The 20,920-nt window shown below is 43.5% G+C and carries 21 protein-coding genes; 14 read left to right on the forward strand and 7 right to left on the reverse strand.

Annotated elements, in window-relative coordinates; translation table 11 throughout:
- The 3 genes from A3762_RS26935 to A3762_RS03030 form a co-directional block, all read left to right on the forward strand.
- The coding region (locus A3762_RS26935) for a hypothetical protein (protein WP_197468982.1) at window positions 1-286 on the forward strand (286 nt) is incomplete at its 5' end.
- Between the two features lie 122 nt (window positions 287-408).
- Window positions 409-2,661: a TonB-dependent receptor domain-containing protein gene (locus A3762_RS03025; RefSeq protein WP_082868904.1), complete on the forward strand. Its 2,253-nt coding sequence runs from the start codon at window positions 409-411 to the stop codon at window positions 2,659-2,661.
- A gap of 361 nt (window positions 2,662-3,022) precedes the next feature.
- Entirely contained in the window at window positions 3,023-4,075 is a 1,053-nt protein-coding gene (locus A3762_RS03030; protein WP_068476941.1) for a hypothetical protein, read from the forward strand.
- A gap of 10 nt (window positions 4,076-4,085) precedes the next feature.
- Here A3762_RS03030 and A3762_RS03035 read toward each other — a convergent pair whose 3' ends face one another.
- The gene (locus A3762_RS03035) at window positions 4,086-4,559 is read right to left on the reverse strand and encodes a peroxiredoxin (protein WP_068754039.1); all 474 of its coding nucleotides are present in this window, start codon (window positions 4,557-4,559) and stop codon (window positions 4,086-4,088) included.
- Between the two features lie 78 nt (window positions 4,560-4,637).
- On the reverse strand, window positions 4,638-5,993 hold the full coding sequence (locus A3762_RS03040; RefSeq protein WP_068476944.1) for an MATE family efflux transporter: 1,356 nt from the start codon (window positions 5,991-5,993) through the stop codon (window positions 4,638-4,640).
- A gap of 134 nt (window positions 5,994-6,127) precedes the next feature.
- On the opposite strand from A3762_RS03040, the gene A3762_RS03045 reads away from it, so the two are divergent.
- From A3762_RS03045 to A3762_RS03075, 7 genes are all read left to right on the forward strand, one after another.
- On the forward strand, window positions 6,128-7,279 hold the full coding sequence (locus A3762_RS03045; protein WP_068476946.1) for a cytochrome-c peroxidase: 1,152 nt from the start codon (window positions 6,128-6,130) through the stop codon (window positions 7,277-7,279).
- A 73-nt stretch (window positions 7,280-7,352) separates the two neighbouring features.
- A complete protein-coding gene (locus tag A3762_RS03050) occupies window positions 7,353-8,642 on the forward strand; it encodes an imelysin family protein (RefSeq protein ID WP_068754041.1) in 1,290 nt (429 codons plus the stop codon).
- Window positions 8,643-8,723: 81 nt separating this feature from the next.
- Entirely contained in the window at window positions 8,724-10,145 is a 1,422-nt protein-coding gene (locus tag A3762_RS03055) for a di-heme oxidoredictase family protein (protein ID WP_068476950.1), read from the forward strand.
- Window positions 10,146-11,186: an imelysin family protein gene (locus tag A3762_RS03060; protein WP_068476951.1), complete on the forward strand. Its 1,041-nt coding sequence runs from the start codon at window positions 10,146-10,148 to the stop codon at window positions 11,184-11,186.
- Window positions 11,186-12,301: a DUF1513 domain-containing protein gene (locus tag A3762_RS03065; RefSeq protein ID WP_068476953.1), complete on the forward strand. Its 1,116-nt coding sequence runs from the start codon at window positions 11,186-11,188 to the stop codon at window positions 12,299-12,301. Before A3762_RS03060 ends, A3762_RS03065 begins: the two co-directional genes overlap by 1 nt.
- 49 nt (window positions 12,302-12,350) lie before the next feature.
- Window positions 12,351-12,827 carry a DUF411 domain-containing protein gene (locus A3762_RS03070; protein ID WP_068475648.1) on the forward strand — a complete coding sequence of 159 codons (477 nt, stop codon included), beginning with the start codon at window positions 12,351-12,353 and terminating at the stop codon, window positions 12,825-12,827.
- A 38-nt stretch (window positions 12,828-12,865) separates the two neighbouring features.
- Window positions 12,866-13,420, forward strand: a complete 555-nt coding sequence (locus A3762_RS03075; protein WP_068476955.1) for a heme-binding beta-barrel domain-containing protein — start codon at window positions 12,866-12,868, stop codon at window positions 13,418-13,420.
- 46 nt (window positions 13,421-13,466) lie between these two features.
- On the opposite strand, the gene A3762_RS03080 is transcribed toward A3762_RS03075, so the two are convergent.
- Window positions 13,467-13,898, reverse strand: coding sequence for a DoxX family protein (locus A3762_RS03080; RefSeq protein WP_068476957.1), 432 nt, complete (start codon window positions 13,896-13,898; stop codon window positions 13,467-13,469).
- Between the two features lie 331 nt (window positions 13,899-14,229).
- On the opposite strand from A3762_RS03080, the gene A3762_RS03085 reads away from it, so the two are divergent.
- Window positions 14,230-15,021 (forward strand): DUF1194 domain-containing protein, encoded by a 792-nt coding sequence (locus A3762_RS03085; RefSeq protein WP_068476958.1) that lies wholly within the window; start codon window positions 14,230-14,232, stop codon window positions 15,019-15,021.
- Between the two features lie 51 nt (window positions 15,022-15,072).
- Here the strand turns inward: A3762_RS03085 and A3762_RS03090 are convergent, their stop codons facing one another.
- Window positions 15,073-15,702: an SPOR domain-containing protein gene (locus tag A3762_RS03090; RefSeq protein ID WP_068754043.1), complete on the reverse strand. Its 630-nt coding sequence runs from the start codon at window positions 15,700-15,702 to the stop codon at window positions 15,073-15,075.
- Window positions 15,703-15,863: 161 nt separating this feature from the next.
- Window positions 15,864-15,980 (reverse strand): cytochrome c oxidase subunit CcoM, encoded by a 117-nt coding sequence (gene ccoM, locus A3762_RS28660; protein WP_304439253.1) that lies wholly within the window; start codon window positions 15,978-15,980, stop codon window positions 15,864-15,866.
- Window positions 15,981-16,272: 292 nt separating this feature from the next.
- Between ccoM and A3762_RS03095 the strand changes: the two genes are divergently transcribed.
- The 3 genes from A3762_RS03095 (at window position 16,273) to A3762_RS03105 (ending at window position 19,045) form a co-directional block, all read left to right on the forward strand.
- Entirely contained in the window at window positions 16,273-17,286 is a 1,014-nt protein-coding gene (locus A3762_RS03095; protein ID WP_068476962.1) for an AraC family transcriptional regulator, read from the forward strand.
- A 112-nt stretch (window positions 17,287-17,398) separates the two neighbouring features.
- Window positions 17,399-18,628 (forward strand): pyridoxal phosphate-dependent aminotransferase, encoded by a 1,230-nt coding sequence (locus A3762_RS03100; RefSeq protein ID WP_068502353.1) that lies wholly within the window; start codon window positions 17,399-17,401, stop codon window positions 18,626-18,628.
- A gap of 3 nt (window positions 18,629-18,631) precedes the next feature.
- Window positions 18,632-19,045, forward strand: coding sequence for a hypothetical protein (locus tag A3762_RS03105; RefSeq protein WP_068476966.1), 414 nt, complete (start codon window positions 18,632-18,634; stop codon window positions 19,043-19,045).
- A 6-nt stretch (window positions 19,046-19,051) separates the two neighbouring features.
- Here the strand turns inward: A3762_RS03105 and A3762_RS03110 are convergent, their stop codons facing one another.
- Together A3762_RS03110 and A3762_RS03115 are read right to left on the reverse strand one after the other, a co-directional pair.
- Window positions 19,052-20,200 (reverse strand): ATP-NAD kinase family protein, encoded by a 1,149-nt coding sequence (locus A3762_RS03110; protein WP_068476968.1) that lies wholly within the window; start codon window positions 20,198-20,200, stop codon window positions 19,052-19,054.
- A gap of 12 nt (window positions 20,201-20,212) precedes the next feature.
- On the reverse strand, window positions 20,213-20,887 hold the full coding sequence (locus tag A3762_RS03115) for a flagellar brake protein (RefSeq protein WP_068502361.1): 675 nt from the start codon (window positions 20,885-20,887) through the stop codon (window positions 20,213-20,215).
- Window positions 20,888-20,920: the final 33 nt, after the last annotated feature.

A 20,920-nucleotide genomic window follows, 5' to 3' on the forward strand; every position in this document is an offset into this window, starting at 1 on the left:
CATGGACGATTTACTTGAAGATGCAGGCCAAGGCAATATCGCATCCACCATGACAACCGATATTAATGCGGCAATTGCAAACATCGATAATTTCGGCACTACACTCGTTGCTAGCGTGACAGGAATCAATGAGGCTGACTGCACTAACTCTACTTCAGATAACAGACTTGAAGAAGCTTGCGCACTGCATGCTGATGTTAAGAAAGTCACAGATGTTCTTAAGACTGATTTCGTCACAGCACTAACTTTAGCGATTCCTCAATCAGCAGAAGGAGATAACGACTAGACCAAAGCGCTAGCGTTGTTATTTTCTATATCGAGCGAGGTCACAATCTTCTAGGCTCACAAAGAAGATTGTGATCTCGCTTAGTTATTTTTATTACCATAGATTTTACCCTATACCTGACTATGAAAATTAAGCTGTTACACCTTGCCTTTGCGGCACCTCTAGCGTTTTGCATTAGCCCACTATCACACGCGCAATCTGAAAATGAGGCTTCACTTAGTACCGAAGAAGCAGTCGCTTCGTCTTCCATTACCAGCGTTAAACGCGAAGACATCTACATTACCGGCGGTGCGACTCAGATCAAAAAACAACCGGGTTCCGCGCATCTCATCGACCAAAATGACATCGAAAAGTTTGAATATGATGATATTAATCGTGTGTTAAGCCATATACCGGGCGTCAATATTCAAGAAGAGGAAGGCTATGGCTTAAGACCCAATATCGGTTTGCGTGGCGCACATCCGCATCGCAGCCGTAAAATCGCATTAATGGAAGATGCAGTTTTGATCGGGCCTGCGCCCTACTCAGCTCCTGCCGCATACTACTTTCCAATGTTCGCAAAGATGGAAGGTATAGAAGTATTTAAAGGCCCGTCTGCCATTAAATATGGACCTAACACTGTGGGCGGGGCGGTAAATATGGTGACACGCTCAGTTCCAGAAGAAGATGGTGGACGCCTAAATATCGCCTACGGTACAGACGCCTATTCAAAAGCGCATTTGTTCTATGGCCAGAGAACAGATACTTGGGGCTGGTTAGTCGACGGCATCAACTTACAGACTGATGGTTTTAAAGACCTAGACACTGGCAATGACACTGGCTTTAACAAAAGTGATATTACGCTGAAGGGCTTGATCAACTCAGATATTAGCGCCGATATTTATCAGCAATTGGAAGTCAAAATTCAGTACTCGGATGAAGACTCTGACTCTACCTATCTTGGTGTCACAGAAGAAGACTTTCAGGACACGCCTTATCGACGCTATGCAGCTAGTGACCGAGACCATATGGACGCCGAGCATAAGCAATTGATGCTAACGCACTATATCGAACTCGACCCTACCTTATCGTTGACGACCATTGTTTATCGCAATGAGTTTGAACGACTCTGGTCTAAGTTAAATGGTTTCGATACCAATACATCTTTATCGGAAATCTTTGCCAATCCGAATCAAGGCATTAATGTCGATTTTATTCAGGTATTACGCGGCGAAATAAACTCGTCAGATCTGGGCCCAGACGGAACGCTAATTGTTGGCAACAACGATCGTGAATATGTTTCTCAAGGCATACAGTTTTTGGCACACTGGGACCCAATGCTTCTCGGAGTCGCACATGAATTCGAGTTTGGATTCCGCCTTCATAATGACTACATCGAGCGAAATCATACGACAGACTCGTTTTTGATGACGAACGGCGAGCTCATCTCTGACGGAGCCGCGACTGTTGCAACCACAACCAACAAAGATTCCACAGACGCAATAGCAATCCATGTACAAGATAAAATCAGAATAGGCGATTGGACACTGACAGGTGGTGCCAGAGCAGAGTTTATTGATACCGTGCGAAAGGATCGTTCCAGCAGCAACGCTGATGACATATCGAATGAAGATACGGTTTTGATTCCAGGACTAGGTGCGTTCTATCAACTCACACCAGAACTGGGATTACTCGCCGGCGTATATAAAGGCTTTTCACCGGTTGGTCCCGGACAAAATGATGATATCGACCCTGAAGAAAGTATCAACTATGAAGCTGGCTTTCGTTATTACGAAGGCGCTTTCAATACGGAGCTAGTCGGATTTTATAATGATTACTCTAACATTAAAGGCGTATGCACCTTCTCTTCTGGCTGTGCCGACGCTGACATAGACAAAGAATTTAATGGTGGCGCAGCAGAGATATTAGGTGCCGAAATTACGCTGGGTTATAGCCTGCAACACAATGATCTGTCTTATCCATTTAAGTTTAACTACACCTATACTCAGGCCAAATTTGCGGAAAGCTTTGGTTCAACCAACCCAGATTGGGGCGTAGGTGATATCAAGAGCGGTGATCCACTACCATATATTCCAGAACACCAAGCGAGCTTCTCGACAGGTATCGTTGGTAAAAGCTGGCAAAATCACCTTATCGTCAAGTACGTTGGCGAGCGAAATGACACCGCAAATACGAATGTAAGTCCTAGCAACAGAACTATCGACGACTACATAGTCGTTGACTTGAAGAGCAGTTATAAAGTTTCTAAGGACCTGCATATTTATGCCAGCCTGAGAAACGCGCTAAATAAAGTCTACGTCACCTCGCTACGCCCTTTTGGCGACAGACCAGGTATTCCAAGGCAAGTTCAGGTCGGCATGAAGTATAACTTTTAACTAAACAGGCTACCGCAATTAGTTGATACCGATAAGGGTAAACATTGAGTATGTTTACCCTTTTTTGAATCCGACACTCAAACCAGATTGGCATGATAAAAGCTCAAAGAGAGTAGCGAGAAGTGAACACTACCAACGAACAGCCCTAATTGAGCATCGAAAAAATGAATCGGCTTAACTTGCAACCTCATGCTTTAACTCCCTTCAATCTTATTCCCTTTTACGGACCTTCTTGCGACAAGTTTCACGGAAGAGAATCTATATTTTCTCGCTAAAGCTTGTTGCATCGACTGCCTTTTCGATTAATGATCGTGCTGTCAAACCAATACATCAAACAAAATATCACATATAAGGATACGTTTTGATCGAGCTTTACGCTGGCGAAACTGCACGAAAAACGATTCAAGAACAAGGATTCAAACAATCGCTATTTACGTCGTTTCTGGGTGCCTCCGGAGGCCCAAAATGGTTTAGTTTATACGGCTTAGATAGATACCTTTTTGGATATTTCTTTAAAGATAGAACTCAAGAACTCAATCTCATTGGCTCCAGCGCCGGAGCCTTCCGAGCAGCTTGTTTTGCGCAAGCCAATCCAGTTGTAGCGATCGAGCGATTCGCCAGTCATTATTGCGCGACTATATATCCGGAAAAACCGAAACCACGCGACATTACTGACAAAGCAGAAATACTATTAAGAGACGTTGTTAGTGAGTCCGGCATTGATGAAATTCTTCACAACCCAGTCTTTAAAGCACACTTTATCGTCGCTAAATCTAAGGGTTTTGTGCAGTATGAAAATACGATGCTACAGGGACTTGGTCTAGCAAAGAGTTATGTTGGCAATAGAATCAACCGCAAGCATTTAAAATCTCAGTTCGAACGCTTTGTATTTCATCACCCTAATAGTGAATTCACCCTACAAGACCCCGATAACATTCCAACGCAACATGTCTCGCTTTCAGACAGTAACTTAATGCCGGCACTCTTGGCGTCGGGCTCCATACCGATGGTTATGGCAGGGATAAGAAATATACCAGGCGCCCCTTCGGGAATGTATCGAGATGGAGGAGTAATCGATTACCACTTTGACTTTGAGATTCAAAACAAAGGGCTATGCTTGTACCCACATTTCAACCCAACGCCCAAACCTGGTTGGTTTGATAAAAGCTCAAAGAGAGTTGCGAGAAGTGAACACTACGACAGAACAGTGCTCATTTGCCCATCGAAAGACTTTATTAGCGCTCTACCCTACGGAAAGATCCCGGACAGAAACGACTTCGTAGACTTAGACGTCACAACAAGACAAAAATATTGGAACACAGTTCTACAAGAAACAGAGAGAATGGCTGAGTCACTTGATTCAGCCATTAAAACTGGAGAGATCATCAAACTCATTAAACCTCTCCCTTTCTGAAGAGCACGATTTAGAGCTGACCTAAGATGACCTCAGCTCCGCTCACTTCATACTGCATAGGTTGATCGATATTCAAAGCCGTTACTACGCCATCTTCCACAATCATTGAATAGCGCTGCGAGCGAATCCCGCCAAACGCGCCTGTCTCGACACCTAAGCCAATCGCTTTAGCAAACTCTCCGTCCCCGTCAGCGAGCATCAATAGGTTTTCAGCATTAGATGAATCTCCCCATGCCTTCATCACAAATGCATCATTGACTGAAGTGCATATGATCGCATCGACACCTTTGCCCTTTAGCTCATCCGCATGCACAACATAGCTCGGCAAATGCGCTGCAGAACACGTTGGCGTAAAAGCTCCAGGCACAGCAAACAGCACAACCTTCTTACCAGAAAATAGCTCAGAACTTGTTGGATTCTGCATCCCGTCGTCGTTTAACAACTGAAATGTGTGCTCGGGAAGTTTATCTCCGACTTGAAGCATATTAATCACCTTAGAATTCTTAGTTAAAATCAGCTTTTAAACTACGTTATAAACTGATAATAAGATTAATTTAAACAATTAGTATCGATTCGAGAAAACTAACCGGCTGTCAGGATAGGTGCGAAAAAACAAACGATTTGCCAAAACGACTGCAAATAAGCCGAATACGAAAAACGTCAGACTTGAACCAATCAGCGCTCCATACAAACCGAACAATTCGCTACCAACATAACACAACAATAAAGTCCCCATTGTTGCCCTCGCTAAACTCAAGCGCATTGACCAATTAGGCTTGCCGAGATTATTGAAAATACCATTTGATAAAGCGATCGCTCCAATACCCATAGATAGCGGTATTTGCACCAAGCAATAAATCATAATCATGCCTGCTGCTATGCCATCAACATCATACATATCTGCAATAGCATCATAACTAAGCATGCCTAAAACCCATATAATCAAGGTGTAACATGCGATCAAACATAGGCCAGACCTGTAGATCTGCCCCACACGCTCTGGCTGATTAGCGCCTACGTTTTGCCCCACCATTGGGCCTGCAGCTCCGGTGATCGAGAAAAACACTGAAAACAAAACTGGACCTAAACTACCAACAATGGCCATGCCCGCCATTGCCTCATCGCCATAAGCAGCAACTATCCAAACAACGATCATACTTCCCACTGGCATGAACCAATTTGAAATCAGCACCGGCATTGTAATTCGTCTTACGCCCGGAAACTCTTGTTTGACGAAGATCAAATCAATTCGTTTAAACCAACGCAACTGGTGTCCGAAGTACCAAATACCAATTCCAAAAGAGATAAAGCGTGCAACGATAGTTGCACATGCTGCCCCCTCTATTCCCCACTCAAACCATTCAATGAAGATTGGACACAATATGATATTCACAATCGTTGCAATCAAAGATATCCACATCGATGCCTTGGCCATTGCTGCAGCGCGCAGGCCAGATGCGAAAATCATGGCTAAAACACCTAATGGGGATACCAGCAAAGTTAGCTGGAGATAGCTTGTTGCGTAATCAAAAGACGCTCCCTTGGCACCGAGAATGGATAAAATAAATGGCAACCCTAATAACAAGACTGACATCACGAGCAAACCAATGAGCAATCCCATCAACACAATAGATGTAAATAACTGATGCGCTGCGTGTTCTCCCGAGCGAGTCAATTTTTGACTCACCAGCACAGAAGTAGCGACCGATAAACCGATACCAATCGCAGACATGAACAAGCCAATTGAACTAGCAAATCCCATTGCAGAAAGGACATGCACATCATTCAAACGACTTAAAAAATAGGTATCGACCAAGGACAGTAACATCCCTGCAACCATTGCAATCCACGATGCAAAAGTCATCGACAATAGCTGGCGCGCTACAGAACCAGACAGAAAAGTGTTCGATTTTTTCAAAAGTAAGATCTCTCAATAAGTCGGCCGCTATTATCGCCACATATAAAGGTTAATCAATACTTGATCTAAATCATTCGCATTTGCTTTAACTTATCTATACTCTTGGGGAAACTGACAGAACTCTAACGCATACAATGAAAATCCGATTACTCTCAATATTTTGTATCGCCACACTCGCATACACTGTATCAAGCTATGCTAGCGAACTAAGCGAGCTCCAATCGCTCGGCAAAAATCTTTTTTTTGATCAAAATTTATCAATAAACAGAAATCAATCGTGCGCAAGCTGCCACCATCCAGACAAGGCTTTTACAGATCCACGATCACTCAATGCCGCAAGCGCCGGCTCAATTGGAGCAAATAACACAAGTATCGGTGACCGAAATACTCCGAGTGCCGCCTATGCTAGCTTCACACCTGAATTTCATATAAATGACTCAGGTCAGTACATTGGCGGACTATTTTGGGACGGTCGTGCAAACAACCTAAAAGAGCAAGCGGCTGGCCCTCCCCTTAACCCTGATGAAATGGGGCTTCGTTCAGACGCTGAATTTTCACAACGCATCCGAGAAAATCAAAACTACCTTTCCGCGTTTTCGAAACTCTTCGGCGAACAAGTTGTTAAAGAAAACGGCAAGTTATTTGATGCAGCGATTACAGCAATCGCGAATTATGAAACAAGCACGGAGTTATCCCCATTTGACTCAAAATACGATCGGTATCTTCGGGGAGAATACCAAATGACGGCTGAAGAAGACTTAGGTATGACGCTCTTCTTCTCCCAGCAATTTACGAACTGCAATCAATGCCACCAACTTCATACCAGCAACATAGCCGCTCAAGAAACATTTACAGACTACACGCACCATAATATTGGTGTTCCAAGCAATATTGCGTTGAGAAAAATTAACGGCACTCCTCCACGAAGCCAAGATTTTGGCCTAGGCTCTACCGACAAAATAAATACAGAAAACCGTGCCAAGCTAAATGGGAAGTTTAAAGTCCCTACGCTTAGAAACGTTGCAATCACAGCACCATATATGCATAACGGCGTGTTTAACGAACTTGAAACAGTGGTGCGGTTTTACAACAAATACAACAGCCGTTCTTCAAAGAATCAAACCAACCCTGAAACTAATCAACGGTGGTTAGACGCCGAAGTGTCGGAAAATATCTCACTGAAGGAGCTAGAACATGGACCCGCTTTAGACACTCGACGCATAAAAGCACTTGTTGCTTTTATGAAAACCTTGACGGACAAAAAATATGAACACCTTATAAAATAGTTATTGCTAATCATTCTCATTAGCAATAACATGGCATGCACAACTAAAAATAAATCATTTTTTGGGGAAATAAATGGAACACACTGAACTTGTTAGCGCTGCAATTATCTCAGGCGCTCTACTCACTGCGTGCAGTACTGTAGATGAAGCTCCAGCGCAAAAGACAGCAACGGCTACTGACGTGGTTAGTCAATATGTAAGTATCGCTCAATCAAACTATGGCGACTCATTGAACACGGCAAAAACACTCGATACTGCAATCAAAGCTTTGCTAGACGCTCCATCTGAAGAGTCGCTTGCGGCGGCAAAATCAGCTTGGATTGAAGCGCGTGTACCTTACCAACAAACCGAAGCATATCGGTTTGGCAACGCATATGTTGATGACTGGGAAGGCAAAGTAAATGCTTGGCCACTAGACGAAGGCCTCATTGATTACGTTGACGCTAGTTATGGCACTGAATCTGATGAAAACCCATATTACGCTGCAAACATAATCGCCAATCCAAAGCTTAACGTTGGTGGCGTTGAAGTAGATGCATCATCAATCACGCCAGCGTTGCTATCAGAACAGCTTCAAGAAATTGATGAAGTTGAATCGAACGTAGCAACTGGATACCACGCCATTGAATTCCTGCTATGGGGTCAAGATCTTAATGGAACAAATCAAGGCGCGGGCGCACGTCCAGCAACAGATTTCTCACTAGAAAACTGCACTAACGGCAACTGTGACCGTCGTCGCGAGTATCTTCAAGCTGCAAGTACACTATTAATTTCTGATCTTGAAGATATTGTTGCAGCATGGACTGCAGACGGTGAAGCCACCAAACAACTTCTTGCGAAAGGTGATAATGGCGGTCTTTCTACCATGCTAACAGGTATGGGTAGTCTTAGTTATGGCGAGCTTGCCGGTGAACGTATCAAGCTTGGCCTAATGCTTCATGACCCAGAAGAAGAGCACGATTGCTTTGCAGATAACACGCATGCATCTCACTTCAACGACGCACTAGGTATTAGAAATATTTACCTTGGCTCTTACACTAAGGTAAGCGGAGAAGTTGTCGACGGCGCAAGTCTTTCAGATCTTGTCGCAGCAAAAGATGCCGAACTAGACCAAGAAATGCGCAACAAACTAGACGTTACAATGTCAGCGATGCAAGTAATGGTTGATGAAGCGAACAAAGGAAACACCTTCGATGTTTTAATTGGTGAAGGCAATGCGGAAGGGAATAAAGTAATTCAAGACGTCGTGGACGCTCTTGTGGATCAAACCAAAACTATCGAAAAAATTGTTGTGGCTCTCAATCTTGAAGAGATCGAAGTTGAAGGCTCTGACAGCTTAGACAACCCAAGCGCAGTACTTTAAAAAATTGCTCAACTATAACTAACATTCAGTTTGCCATTTTGGCGCTTCTCTCCCGGGCTTAATAGCCCGGTTTTTTTGTTTATGATTACAAGCAAACCAATAACGATTTTAGGGTTTGGCAGCCTGTTAGTTGCCTCTCTTTTTTATGTAAGCACCTTTACGTCTGCGGAACATACTTCAAAAAGCGATGATTATAATCATCATCTCCCTGCCGGCTCGTTAAGTGCTTCTAATACAGGCGCTGATACGTTCCTTCAGCCTTTCAAAGGCATCGGACTAGAAGAAGGCTTAAACTATAGAGTAGGACAAGCCTTATTCGAAAAACTATGGGTATTTGCGCCTTCAAGCACCCAAGCTAGTGATGGTCTAGGCCCTTTATACAACGCGCGATCTTGTGCCCAATGCCATGTCAAAAACGGAAGAGCAAAGCTTGATTTCTCAGAGAATCTCGTGATCAATCCGGTTGGGTTAGTGATCAGACTAAACAACCCAGAGTTCGGTCAAGACCCATTTTATGGTACGCAAATACAGCCCTTTGCTTACCCCAATGGACAGGCAGAAGCTAATTTGGAGATTCACTATTCAACTCAAATGGTGTCAGTAGCCTCAAATACATCCGTATCGCTTTTTGAACCCCGATACACTCTATCATTCCCTAGCAATCACTCTCTCCATCCAAGCACACAACAATCACCTCGAATGGCAGGTGCATTAATTGGGCTAGGGCTAATTGAATCAATTGACGACGAAGACATTCTAAAATGGGCAGACCCTAATGATACGAATAACGATGGCATTTCTGGGAGACCGAATTATGTTCCCAGCAGAGATACTAATTCATCAGAACTAGGACGTTTTGGCTGGAAGTCCGGACAAGCCACGCTTGCTCAGCAAAACGCCAATGCCCTACACACTGACATTGGAGTTGGTTCGAAGTGGTTCCCTTCTGGTTATGGAGACTGTACCGAGCAACAAACTGACTGTTTGGCGCAAGCACACGGCAATACAGAACAACAAGATGGCTACGAAGCATCAGACAAAGTCATGCAAAGTATTTTGTACTTCACTTCGATGACTAGCGTGCCCAAAAGAGTGAATTTAGACGATAAAGGAATAAAAGGTCAGCAACTATTTTCCGATATTGGCTGCGCGGACTGTCACCGACCAAGTTATACTCTTGATTCAAAAATCCAAGCGCTGCCGGTTAACGAAACCATATGGCCATACTCAGACTTCTTGTTGCATGATATGGGCGAGAAGTTAGCAGATGGCTTTATAGAGCATCAAGCAAACGGCTCTGAATGGCGTACACCCCCACTTTGGGGCCTGGCATACCAAAAGCAAGTCAACCAGCAGTTACGACTATTGCACGATGGTCGAGCAAGAACCGTAACAGAAGCTATTTTATGGCATGGCGGAGAAGCTAGAAAAAGTAAAACGCAATTCGTCAATTTATCTCAGTCTGATCAGAACCACCTGATCCAGTTTGTGGAGTCACTCTAGATGACCAGTCTTTTTATGCGACATAAATCCTTTTTATTAGGGTGCTTATTTTTTACGTCTTGCTCACTCGCCAACGCCGATTGGAACTCATTCAATTCAGACGTTGTAAACACACAGATTATTCCCGGTTATGAAAGACTACAATCAAGCGCATCAAGTCTAAATAAAGCCAGAGTGAAATTCTGTAGAAACAAAAAAGACACTCAAGCATATAGTAGTTTCAAAAACAGCTATGCTGAGTTTGGGGTTGCTTGGCAAGCTGTCCAACATATTCGTTTTGGTCCCATTTCATATGCAAAACGCGATGTAAGTATTCAGTTTTGGCCTGACAAAAAAGGCTATTCAGGAAAACGTATTCACGAATTCAAAAAAAATACAGATATAGCTCTTAGTGAGCAAGAGTTCCCGACTAGCCGATTTAGTATTGGGGCCTTAAATGTACTAGAGCGTATCCTATATTCAAAAGAGCCAATTGGTAACAGATCGTGCGAACTACTCGCGCTACATACACAAAATCTTCTCCGTATCAGCAGTGAGCTTGCTGTTGAATGGAAAGAGTCAATGCGCAAACAATTTGAGGATCCAAGACAACTAGACGGTTTCTTTGAAGATGAGATCGATGCTGCAACAGCGCTACTGAAAGGAGCCGCTGAAAACCTCGAAGTTATTAGCGCTTTGAAATTGCTACGACCGATGGGCAGCTCCGCAAAAAAAGCAAAATTTCAACGTCTCGAAGCTTGGAGAAGTGGCCTTTCTCTCCCCTTCATCACTGAGAATTTAGACGTTAGCATTGCCATGATCGAAACGCTGCAAAAAAACATACCTAACGCAGAGTTATCATCAACCACTTCTATTTTAGAAAGTGCGAAAAACCGTCTAATGAGCATAAACCTACCTTTAGCAAAGGCGATAAAAAGTAACGAACAGTACAGAGAGCTAAAAGACATTGCGCAGGACTTAATTCATGCTCATTCGGAGTTAGAAAACACGCTGACCAAGATGGGCATTCATTTAGGCTTCAATAGTCGCGATGGTGATTAATGCGCCGCAGACAATTTTTAATAGACGGGTTGACGCTTTGCACAGGCCTTATTGCACTGCCTTCAGTATCTTCGGCATTCGATACAAAACAAAACGATGCAATCTTAAGTGCTATAAAAATAGGAGATCGCTTCGCACTCTGTAAGTTAGAGAACAACAGCCCCCCACAACTACTTGAGCTTCCAGGGCGGGCGCATCAAGTCCTGTTTAATCCCAATAAATCAATGGTAGTGGCGGTCGCGAGACGACCTCAAACTTATCTCACTATCGCTGACGCATACTCACTCGAAAAATTAGTCCAAATAGAATCACCGAAGAACACCCATTTTTTCGGTCATGCTTGCTTTAGTCGTGACGGCAATTTGCTTTTTACAACTGAACAAAACTTCGAAACAGGGGAAGGTTTAATCGGAATTAGAGACGTGAGAGACGAGTTCCGACTTCTGCAGCATCACGCCTCACATGGAATTGGGCCACATGAACTCGCTACGCTACACAAGCTGGACTACCTAGTTGTTGCCAATGGAGGTATTCGCACCCACCCAAACACAGGGAGAAAAAAACTAAACATAGACTCAATGCACCCTAACCTCTCGTATATCGATGTTGCATCCGGCGAGTTGATAGAACAAAGGTCTCTTTCTAGAAAACACCATCAGCTTAGTATTCGACATATCGACGTAAACAAGCAGGACGTCGTTGTATTTGGTTCTCAACAACAGGGAAGAATTCATACTCAGGGTTCTTGTATCGGGAAAACTCAATTAGGTGAAGAGTTAAGGCTAGCTACTCAACTGCCAGACAAACAAGCAAATACGAGCAATTATGTCGGAAGTATTCGATTTGAGAGTTCTGGTCGTTACTTTGCTGCAAGCGATCCAAGAGCAGGTCTGATATCGTTCTGGGACAGCGAAACAATGACCTTAGTCAATCAACTAAGATCACACGATGTTTGTGGAATTAGCCCCTCAAATCTTGCATTTGTTACCAGCAGCGGAGCAGGGAAAATAAATGGCTACAGTTTGAACCAAAGTACGGGCAAATTTGTAAAACAATGGAGTGAACTTATTCAAGACAAAGGGAGTCTTATTTCGTTCGATAATCATTTAAGTTAAGCTTTTTTTAGTATTTACAGCTAACGCTTCCGATTTATGGATTTAGACTATGCGCATACTCCTTACTCTATTGCTTACCGTATCTTATTCCTTGTCCGTTGCCTCTTCAGGTGATGAAAAGTTTGTACAAGAAACCGCGATAGATGTATACAAATCAGAGCATTGCGGCTGCTGTAACGGCTGGATAGATCATCTAGACAAAACCGGCTTTCAAACAAATCCCATTAACCACACTCAACTGAACGGCATCAAAGATAAGTTTGGTATACATCCAAAGCTACGATCATGTCATACCGGTGTAGCGGGCAACTACGTTTTCGAAGGCCACGTACCTCCTATTTCGATGAAACAATTTCTCGACAACCCTCCCCCTGGAGCACTTGGATTAAGCGTACCCGGAATGCCAATAGGTTCAGCTGGTATGGAAGATGGGGATCGATTTCAAGCGTATAAAGTATGGTTAATGAATAAAGACGGCACAGTCGAGGAATTCGCATCCATCAACAGCTATGAAGAACAGTTTTAAGTCTATACTCATTGGTCAATACATTTTCGGCGAACACTATGAATAATTTTGAACATCTAGGACCTCTTGCATTACTAGTTGGCACATGGATCGGCGACAAAGGCTCTGACACCTCCCCCGAGCCAGATGGAACTGAGAAAAACACTTACCGAGAAACCGTAACTTACACCCCCATCGGTGATGTTGATAACGCAGAAGAGCAAGAACTTGTCGGTGTTTATTATCACCAAATCGTTCATCGTATACGTGACAACAAGCATCTTCACGACCAATGCGGCTATTGGATGTGGGACAAAGAGAACGATTTAGTTATTCACACTTTAGCTATTCCACGAGGCGTTTCAGTCGTACTAGAAGGTAAAGTTGAGAAAACAGAGAATGGTTGGGCATTCAAACTCCGCGGCCGAGACCGCGAAGGACACATAGCACAGAGCGTTTTCATGCGAGAAAAGGCTTTAACTACATCAATGAGCATGAATCTGGAGTTAGAAGAAAATAAACTGGCCTACGATTTGGATATGGATCTAGAAATCTACGGTCGAAGCTTTGATCACTTAGACCATGCAGAGCTAACTAAACAGAGTGATACATAATAAAAAGCCAAGACACTGTCTTGGCTTTTTCATCTAATGGACAAGCTTAACGTAATAGCTTTGCATCCAAACTAAACTTCCCCGCTCCCTGCGCAGCAAGCACTAGAAAGCCTCCTGCCATCGCGATATTTTTGTAGAACAAGATGAATTGCATCTGATCTTCTAAATTTCCGTGAAACATAAATCCGCTTACAACACAGAAAATTGCTAACGAGATAGCGACTAAACGCGTTTGAAATCCAATTATCAGGGCAATCGCTGCACCAATTTCAAATGCTATGACTAATGGCAGCAAGGCTTCAGATAAGCCTACTGATGCCATGTACTGAGCAGTGCCTGAAAAATTTTGAACCTTACTAATACCCGCCAATAAAAATATAGCAGCTAAACCAACTCGACCAACAATGTCGAATATCGATTGTAAGTTTGGCCCTGTTAACGCCTGATCAACTGATGTTAATAGTTTTGTTGCACTCATGATTCCATCTCCTAAATTGAATTATCTTTCAGAACGGAGACAAGTTTATTAAGCAGTTCACTAAGGTTTAACACCATATTTTTAAGGCTTTACTTCAAATTATTTGAACGATAGCAGCACTTTCCTAAGCGCTCCTCATTGCCAAGCATGAATTACTTCAAGTTTTAGAAGCTTATTCGCAATCCATCACTCGCTTGGACTTGTAAAAATGCCTTAATAATTGCACTCTACGCTTACGTTGTGCAATTTCTGCACAACCCGGTTCGCAGTCTGGAAAACTCCAAGGAAACGGAGAAAACCGATCAAGGTTCATAACTAAAGGGATTAAAAAATGAAAACACTAAAAACTGCATTAAAAGGAATAGCGACTGCTGCTGCTATTTCTCTCAGTGCCGCATCTGCAAACGCCGCCGTAATAGAGCTTGCGCTTGTTATCGACAGCTCAGGAAGTATCGGCTCAACCAATTACAACGCACAACTAGATGCCTATAAAAACATTTTCCAAGATGACTTTTTTACGAACGTTGTTACATCAAATGACGAATTGTATGTAAGTGCTTGGCGCTTCTCATCTGGTGTAACCGAAGCAATTTCATGGACGCATTTGACAAATGATACAGAAGCCGCTGCGTTTGGTGGATTATTCGACGGAGGCGTGACAACCGGTCTTAGCTATACATCAGGCACGACTAATACTGCCCAAGCTATTACTGATGCCGCAAACAGCATTACATCAAACTCAATTGATGGTGACAGTTTAATCATCGATATCTCTACAGACGGTTTCCCTAATGTATGTGGTAATGCTTGTGGGGGCGAGAGTGCATATGACGCAGCAATTAGTGCAGCAACAACAGCGAATTCAAACGGTATTACTGTTAACGCCATTGGTGTAGGGGATGCATTGACCAACGCGAGTGGACAAAACTTTTTAACAAGCTTAACCACTGCTGGCGGAGGTTTTTTTGTTACTGCGAACAACTTCAGCACTGACTTTGAAGCTGCATTGAGAACAAAACTGTTCAGAGAAATCAACGATGTTGAAGTATCTGAGCCGGGCACTTTAGCTTTGTTTGCTATCGGGCTAGCAGGATTAGCGGCAACACGTCGTAAAAAAGCGTAATTACGCCAAGCTCCTGACCATCAGTGTCAGGAGCTTATCTCCTCCACAAAATTAAGAACTTAGGTTGATCTCACGCTGAGCGCCATTACGCTGAATGACATAACTAGATATTCCAGTATTAGACATCATATTTCGTTGCATTAATTTCGCAGCACTTTTAGTTGGAAACTGCCCAACCACCACGGAAAAATACTGTTTACCATCAACTTCTCTCACCAACACTCTTAGATCTTCATAGGCATCTCGATGATTTTTCGCAGAAGCTATTGCTCTCTTTTTTTCAGAAAACGCGGCAAGCTGAAGCGAAAAACCAGTGGCACCTTCAGTCACGAAAGCCTCAGCTTTGTTCGCCTGACTGAACCCTGAGTCTGACTTAAGCAGAGGTGCATCATCCGCTACAGAAACAGAATTTATAGCAGGGACGGCATCAAACACTTCCGTTGAAGTCAGCCCCTCGTATGACAAATACGTCTGTGCATCGCTATCTGAGTTGGGCCCATTGGATGTGACCTCTAGCTGTTCTGATTCAATTTGATGGGATAAAACGAGAGGAGCTTTAGCAGTGCTTTGATTAAACTGCCAAGCGATATTAAAGCCAAGCAACACGGCCAACGCTGCGATGACGGCGATAAATAAAATGAGTGTGTACAGCTCTGTTTGAGTAAAAGAATATCTGCGCATTGTGAACCTCCACAAAAGTGGTCAATTCTTATACAAAACTGATACCAAGGATTTTTTCTATATTAAAAACAATAACTTGACTGCGAGAAATGGAGTAAGCACATCCATTCGAAATAGAATGCCAAAACCTTGACGTTCCATTTCTTGCTTAATTCTGACAACTAAACAGATTTTTTCTTGTGCGCATCTTTGTAAACAAATGCTGCAAAACCACCTAGAAACCCGATAGTTCCAAGAACGACAATTACGCCCGCAATGATTGTTTCATCTATATACATATTTCTGTCTCCTTAGTTAGTACATTCAGGCTATCAAAGGAGTTCTCCTGCAGGCTTGAGCCAGATCAATTCAAGATCCATTGTTTTCATAGAATAACGCGCACGAATTCTAATAAGTCATAAAAGTGAGATTGTCTGCACAGTTGCTTGAGAGTAGCTAAGTTAATATTTCGGGACTTGAGTGCAATGCTGTTAGAGCAACAATAATTAATGCACCTTGACTACGAGAGGGCTCTCTTCTCTTTTCTTCAATGAAGACTTTATTTAATTCTTTTTTCGCCGAACGAAAGCCATGCTAGATGAAATTTATTTTCGCTTGCTGATGGAGCTTGCTCCTGAACCACTCAAGCCGCGACCATTAGACGCTGAACGCATCGTCAATAATTTTGGCATGAGTGAAGAGTCACGAGATGCTTATGGTCATTTGGTGGGTTCGATCTATGAAAACGACCCTAGCTCCGACATAGGGCTCCACTACGGAAGACTGCTGTGCCCCTACGCCTTGTGTGATTTTTCGCGCGCGCTAATGACCGCACCATCGTTCGGCAACGCAATGCAAATAATTAACGATTTGCATTACATGCAAGGTGCTTCGTATTACTTAACTACGTTTGAAAGCAGTGACTCTATTTCAATCGCACTAAACTATCCCTACAAGAAAAACGTGTCGGAACATCAAAGACGTTTTTGCGCTGAAGCGGTCTTCATTTATTTAGTTAACCTTGCACGCGACAGTCTTTGCCATTCAATCTCCCCATGCAAAGTCTGGTTAGACTTCGATAAGCCAAGTTACGCAGACGCATACTCCGAGCTGTTTGGTCTGAACATTGAGTTCAACGCCCCATTGTCTATTCTCGAATTTAAAAACGAGCTAAGCGATGTGGGCTTAAAAACTTCAAATCATACATTGCATAAAACCTACATCAAAAAATGCGTTGATAGCGCGCGTAATGCTGAGAGATATTGGAGCTTTGACTATCGAACAAGTACGCAATTGATTCGACATCTTCCTGATTCGTTCAATGGCTCGACTCTGTCGACGATACTTAGCATTTCCCCCCGCGGACTTCAGAAAAAACTCAGCCTACTCGGCACGTCATTTTCCGAGCTCTCATCTCAAGCTCGTATAGAGTTGGCAAAAGTATTTCTTATCCAACAAAACAAAAGCATTGAGACAACCTCCGAACTTCTCGGATTTCAAACGATCTCAGGTTTCCGCCGTTTTTTTAAATCAGAGCTCGGAATGACCACTAACGAGTTAATCGCTAGCGCCCCCGAAAACGCTGCCATCCAAAATTTGTTGTAAGCAACTACAAAGATAGGCGCGCGGATACCTCCCTAAGCATTCCAATATTCCTTTATTTATATAGAATGGCTTCTAGGCTTAATAAATACCTTTAATAAACAAAGAGAAAACGATGAAAAGCATTAAGAAATCCTCAAAACTCGACAACGTGTGTTATGACATTCGCGGCGAAGTTGCCCGCGAAGCACGTCGTCTCGAAGAAGAGGGGCATCGTATTCTCAAACTCAACATCGGCAATCCAGCACCGTTTGATTTTGACGTCCCCGAAGAAATTCAAACAGATGTGATTCGCAACCTTCCTAACGCACAAGGTTATTGTGATTCCAAGGGCTTATACTCTGGTAGAAAAGCTGTCATGCAGCACTACCAAGCCCGTGGAATTTTAGGTGTCGATATTGAAGACATCTATTTAGGGAATGGTGCGAGCGAGCTGATTGTGATGGCTATGCAGGCCATGCTTAACAACGGTGACGAAGTGCTAATTCCATCTCCCGACTACCCACTTTGGACGGCGGCGGTCACGCTGAGTGGCGGCAACGCAGTTCACTACAAGTGTGATGAGACACAGAACTGGGAGCCAAGTATTGATGATATCAAATCGAAGATATCAGAAAACACCAAGGCCATCGTAGTTATTAACCCCAATAACCCAACCGGAGCAGTGTATTCAAAAGCGTTGCTCTCTCAGATTGTTGATCTTGCCCGCGAACATAACTTGATTCTTCTTGCTGACGAGATCTACGACAAAATTTTATATGATGATGCTGTGCACTTCCCGATGGCAGGAATGTCGAATGATGTCATCACACTTACCTTTAATGGCTTATCAAAATCTTATCGTGCAGCGGGCTATCGCTCTGGCTGGCTTATGATCTCAGGCCCTAAACATTTAGCGTCTGACTTCATCGATGGATTAGATATGTTGGCTTCAATGCGTTTGTGCGCAAACGTTCCAGCACAGTATGCCGTTCAGACCGCTCTTGGTGGATACCAGAGCATTAATGATCTGATCATCCCCGGTGGTCGCTTCTACGAGCAACGTAATCTGGCTTACGAGCTGTTGAATAAGATTCCCGGCGTACAATGTACTAAGCCAGAAGGCGCACTTTACATGTTCGTGAAGCTAGACCCTGAAGTTCACAAAGTCTACAACGACGAACAACTAGTACTCGACTTGCTCAAACAACAAAAAATTCTCATCGTGCATGGTACTGGCTTTAATTTGCAAGACACTCAACATTTCCGTTTTGTATTCCTACCGCGTGAAGATGTACTTCGAGATGCGATTGCGCGTTTCGAAAAATTTTTACAGACCTACAAGCAGCTTCCTGAAACAGAATAAAGCATGTACGACATACACATTGAAGAGTTTTATCGCGATTGCGCGGTCGTACTATTGCAGCTTTATCAGAGCTTTCCTGTAAAAAGTTCGGTTTTTGTTGAAGACGTTGCAGGCCCAGATAATCCTGACGAATTTGGGCTTCATAGCCCTCGTTTTCAGGCCTGTTTCGGAGCAATGTTGTGGCTAGAAAGCGAAGGATACATGAGCTTTGAGTCAACGCTTCGACAAGAAGCGATTGAGCAGGCGACGCTTAGCGCCCTAGGACTAAGATTGCTCAATCATCTAAGCGATGAGTTAGCCGAAGAGGACAACAAGCTTCCTAATGTAGAGATCCTTAGAATTGCTTTGAAGAATGGGACCTCGACTCACTTGGCTCGCTTGATGATTCATTTGTTTTCAGAGTACAAAAATAAATAGACGAACTTATGCACTGTAAGCGATGTCGTACAAGACGTAGTCGTGATAGCCACATAAAATGGGCCGATAACCACTAATCTCTTGGTTCAGAGCATCGTCTCCACTATCGACCTGCAGTGCTTTACCCTCTAACGCATGAAGCTTTTCTTGCGTCCCGACAAATTGAATGTTGGTAATGCCAAGCATTCTTAACACGCGAACGCTTAGCTGCTGATTACCGCGGCCTAATACTACTCCCTGCCCTCCAATCACAGACAAAAACAACTTTGCCTTTGGATAATTGCCAAGTAAATCAATCAATACTGGTTCGTTCGCATCCTTCGCAATACACTCTCCGTTATACCAGGCATCCACACCAAGCAAGGTTGGCTCATCAATGCCGACGAACTCTTTAATATGTCGTAAGCTACCACCAGAACCAAAGAGATAAAGTACATCATCCTCGAGCGTCTCAGAGACGAATGCCGCAATGTCATCTAGCGATAACTGATCATCAGGCAAACCGCTACACTTTACGCATTGCACCAACAATTGATCATCGGGAACAAGCAACTCACCAAAGTGCTTGGTAACAACCCGCCCCTCTTGAAAGGATCGTTCGTCAATATCACGCACCTCAGCTTCAGTCACCGCAACGAGCTTACGCGCCAACATGCTCTTTATGATCGACACAACTGCTTGAGGCGTGATAGCGAAAACACCAGAGTGCATCTTCACACCACTCGGTATGCCCAGACATACCTGCTCGTTGTTTATGGACGCACAAACATCTCGAGCCGTGCCATCTCCACCAGCGAACAACAGCAAGTCCGGACTAAATGAAGATAAGATATTCACAGCCTCTTGCGTGTGCTGTGCAGTGGTCTCACTCGGCGCGGAATACACAACCTTATACATTAATTTGGCATGATCTAGCTGAGTAAAATAGTCTTCTCCCATTGTTCCGCTTGGAATCAGAAATTCAATCTGATCAAGGCTATCTGATAGGCCTTCTATGATTTGCTGAATCTTGCCTGGAATGGCACTTGTGATACCAAGTGCTCTTGCTCGCTCCGCGGTATCAACGGCATCACTACCTTTAAATCCGCTTGGTCCGCCTAAACCTGCTACAGGGTTAATGACCAGAGCAACGGTAAATCTTTTTGAATGGCTCATATACTTCGGAGCTTATCTTTGCTCATAAATGAAATTATTGAGGGTCAGACGCGCATCTTCGCTCATTTCTAAAAACTGCACGCCAAAAACAAAATGCGGTTCGCCGACAACTTCCGACTCAACATGCGCATTTCGAATAATCGCAGATAAGCGAACGTTGCGCGTCATGTCTGGCAATACTAGATCAAACTCCAACAACAACTCATGACCAAACTCACCTAGCCGATCACGAGATCTGATTTTTGCACCCGTTTTGCTTAGGTCTTCAATGATTCCATCTTTTGGCCATGTTGCATCGATATTAAAATGGCTATCTATGTTCGCCATGATTCGCGTCGTGACGCGCTCTGCACTGCGCACTTTTCGCATTTCAATCATACTGGGATATGACAAAAACATATGCGGAAATGGCTCAGAAACCAATGCCAACACGCGTACCCCAAAATTAACAAAGCCAGTTTTCAACAAGAATCGTGCTTTTAACAGAGAACCTTCATTTAAAAGATCTTTCAATGCCTTTTCAGGTAAAGACACGATTAAAGCCGTATCTTTTTCAACACCAATTAAACGTACCTGCTCACGACGAGCTGGGGCTGCCAAATCTAAAGTAAGCGGCATACCAGTAGGAACACGTAAATCACTGAAACTCAATTTTTCAGGATATCTTTGTTGAACAACTGTCTGCACGGCAGCATCACCTCTCTGTGAATTTGGCGCCAA

The organism is Oleiphilus sp. HI0125, from assembly GCF_001635355.1.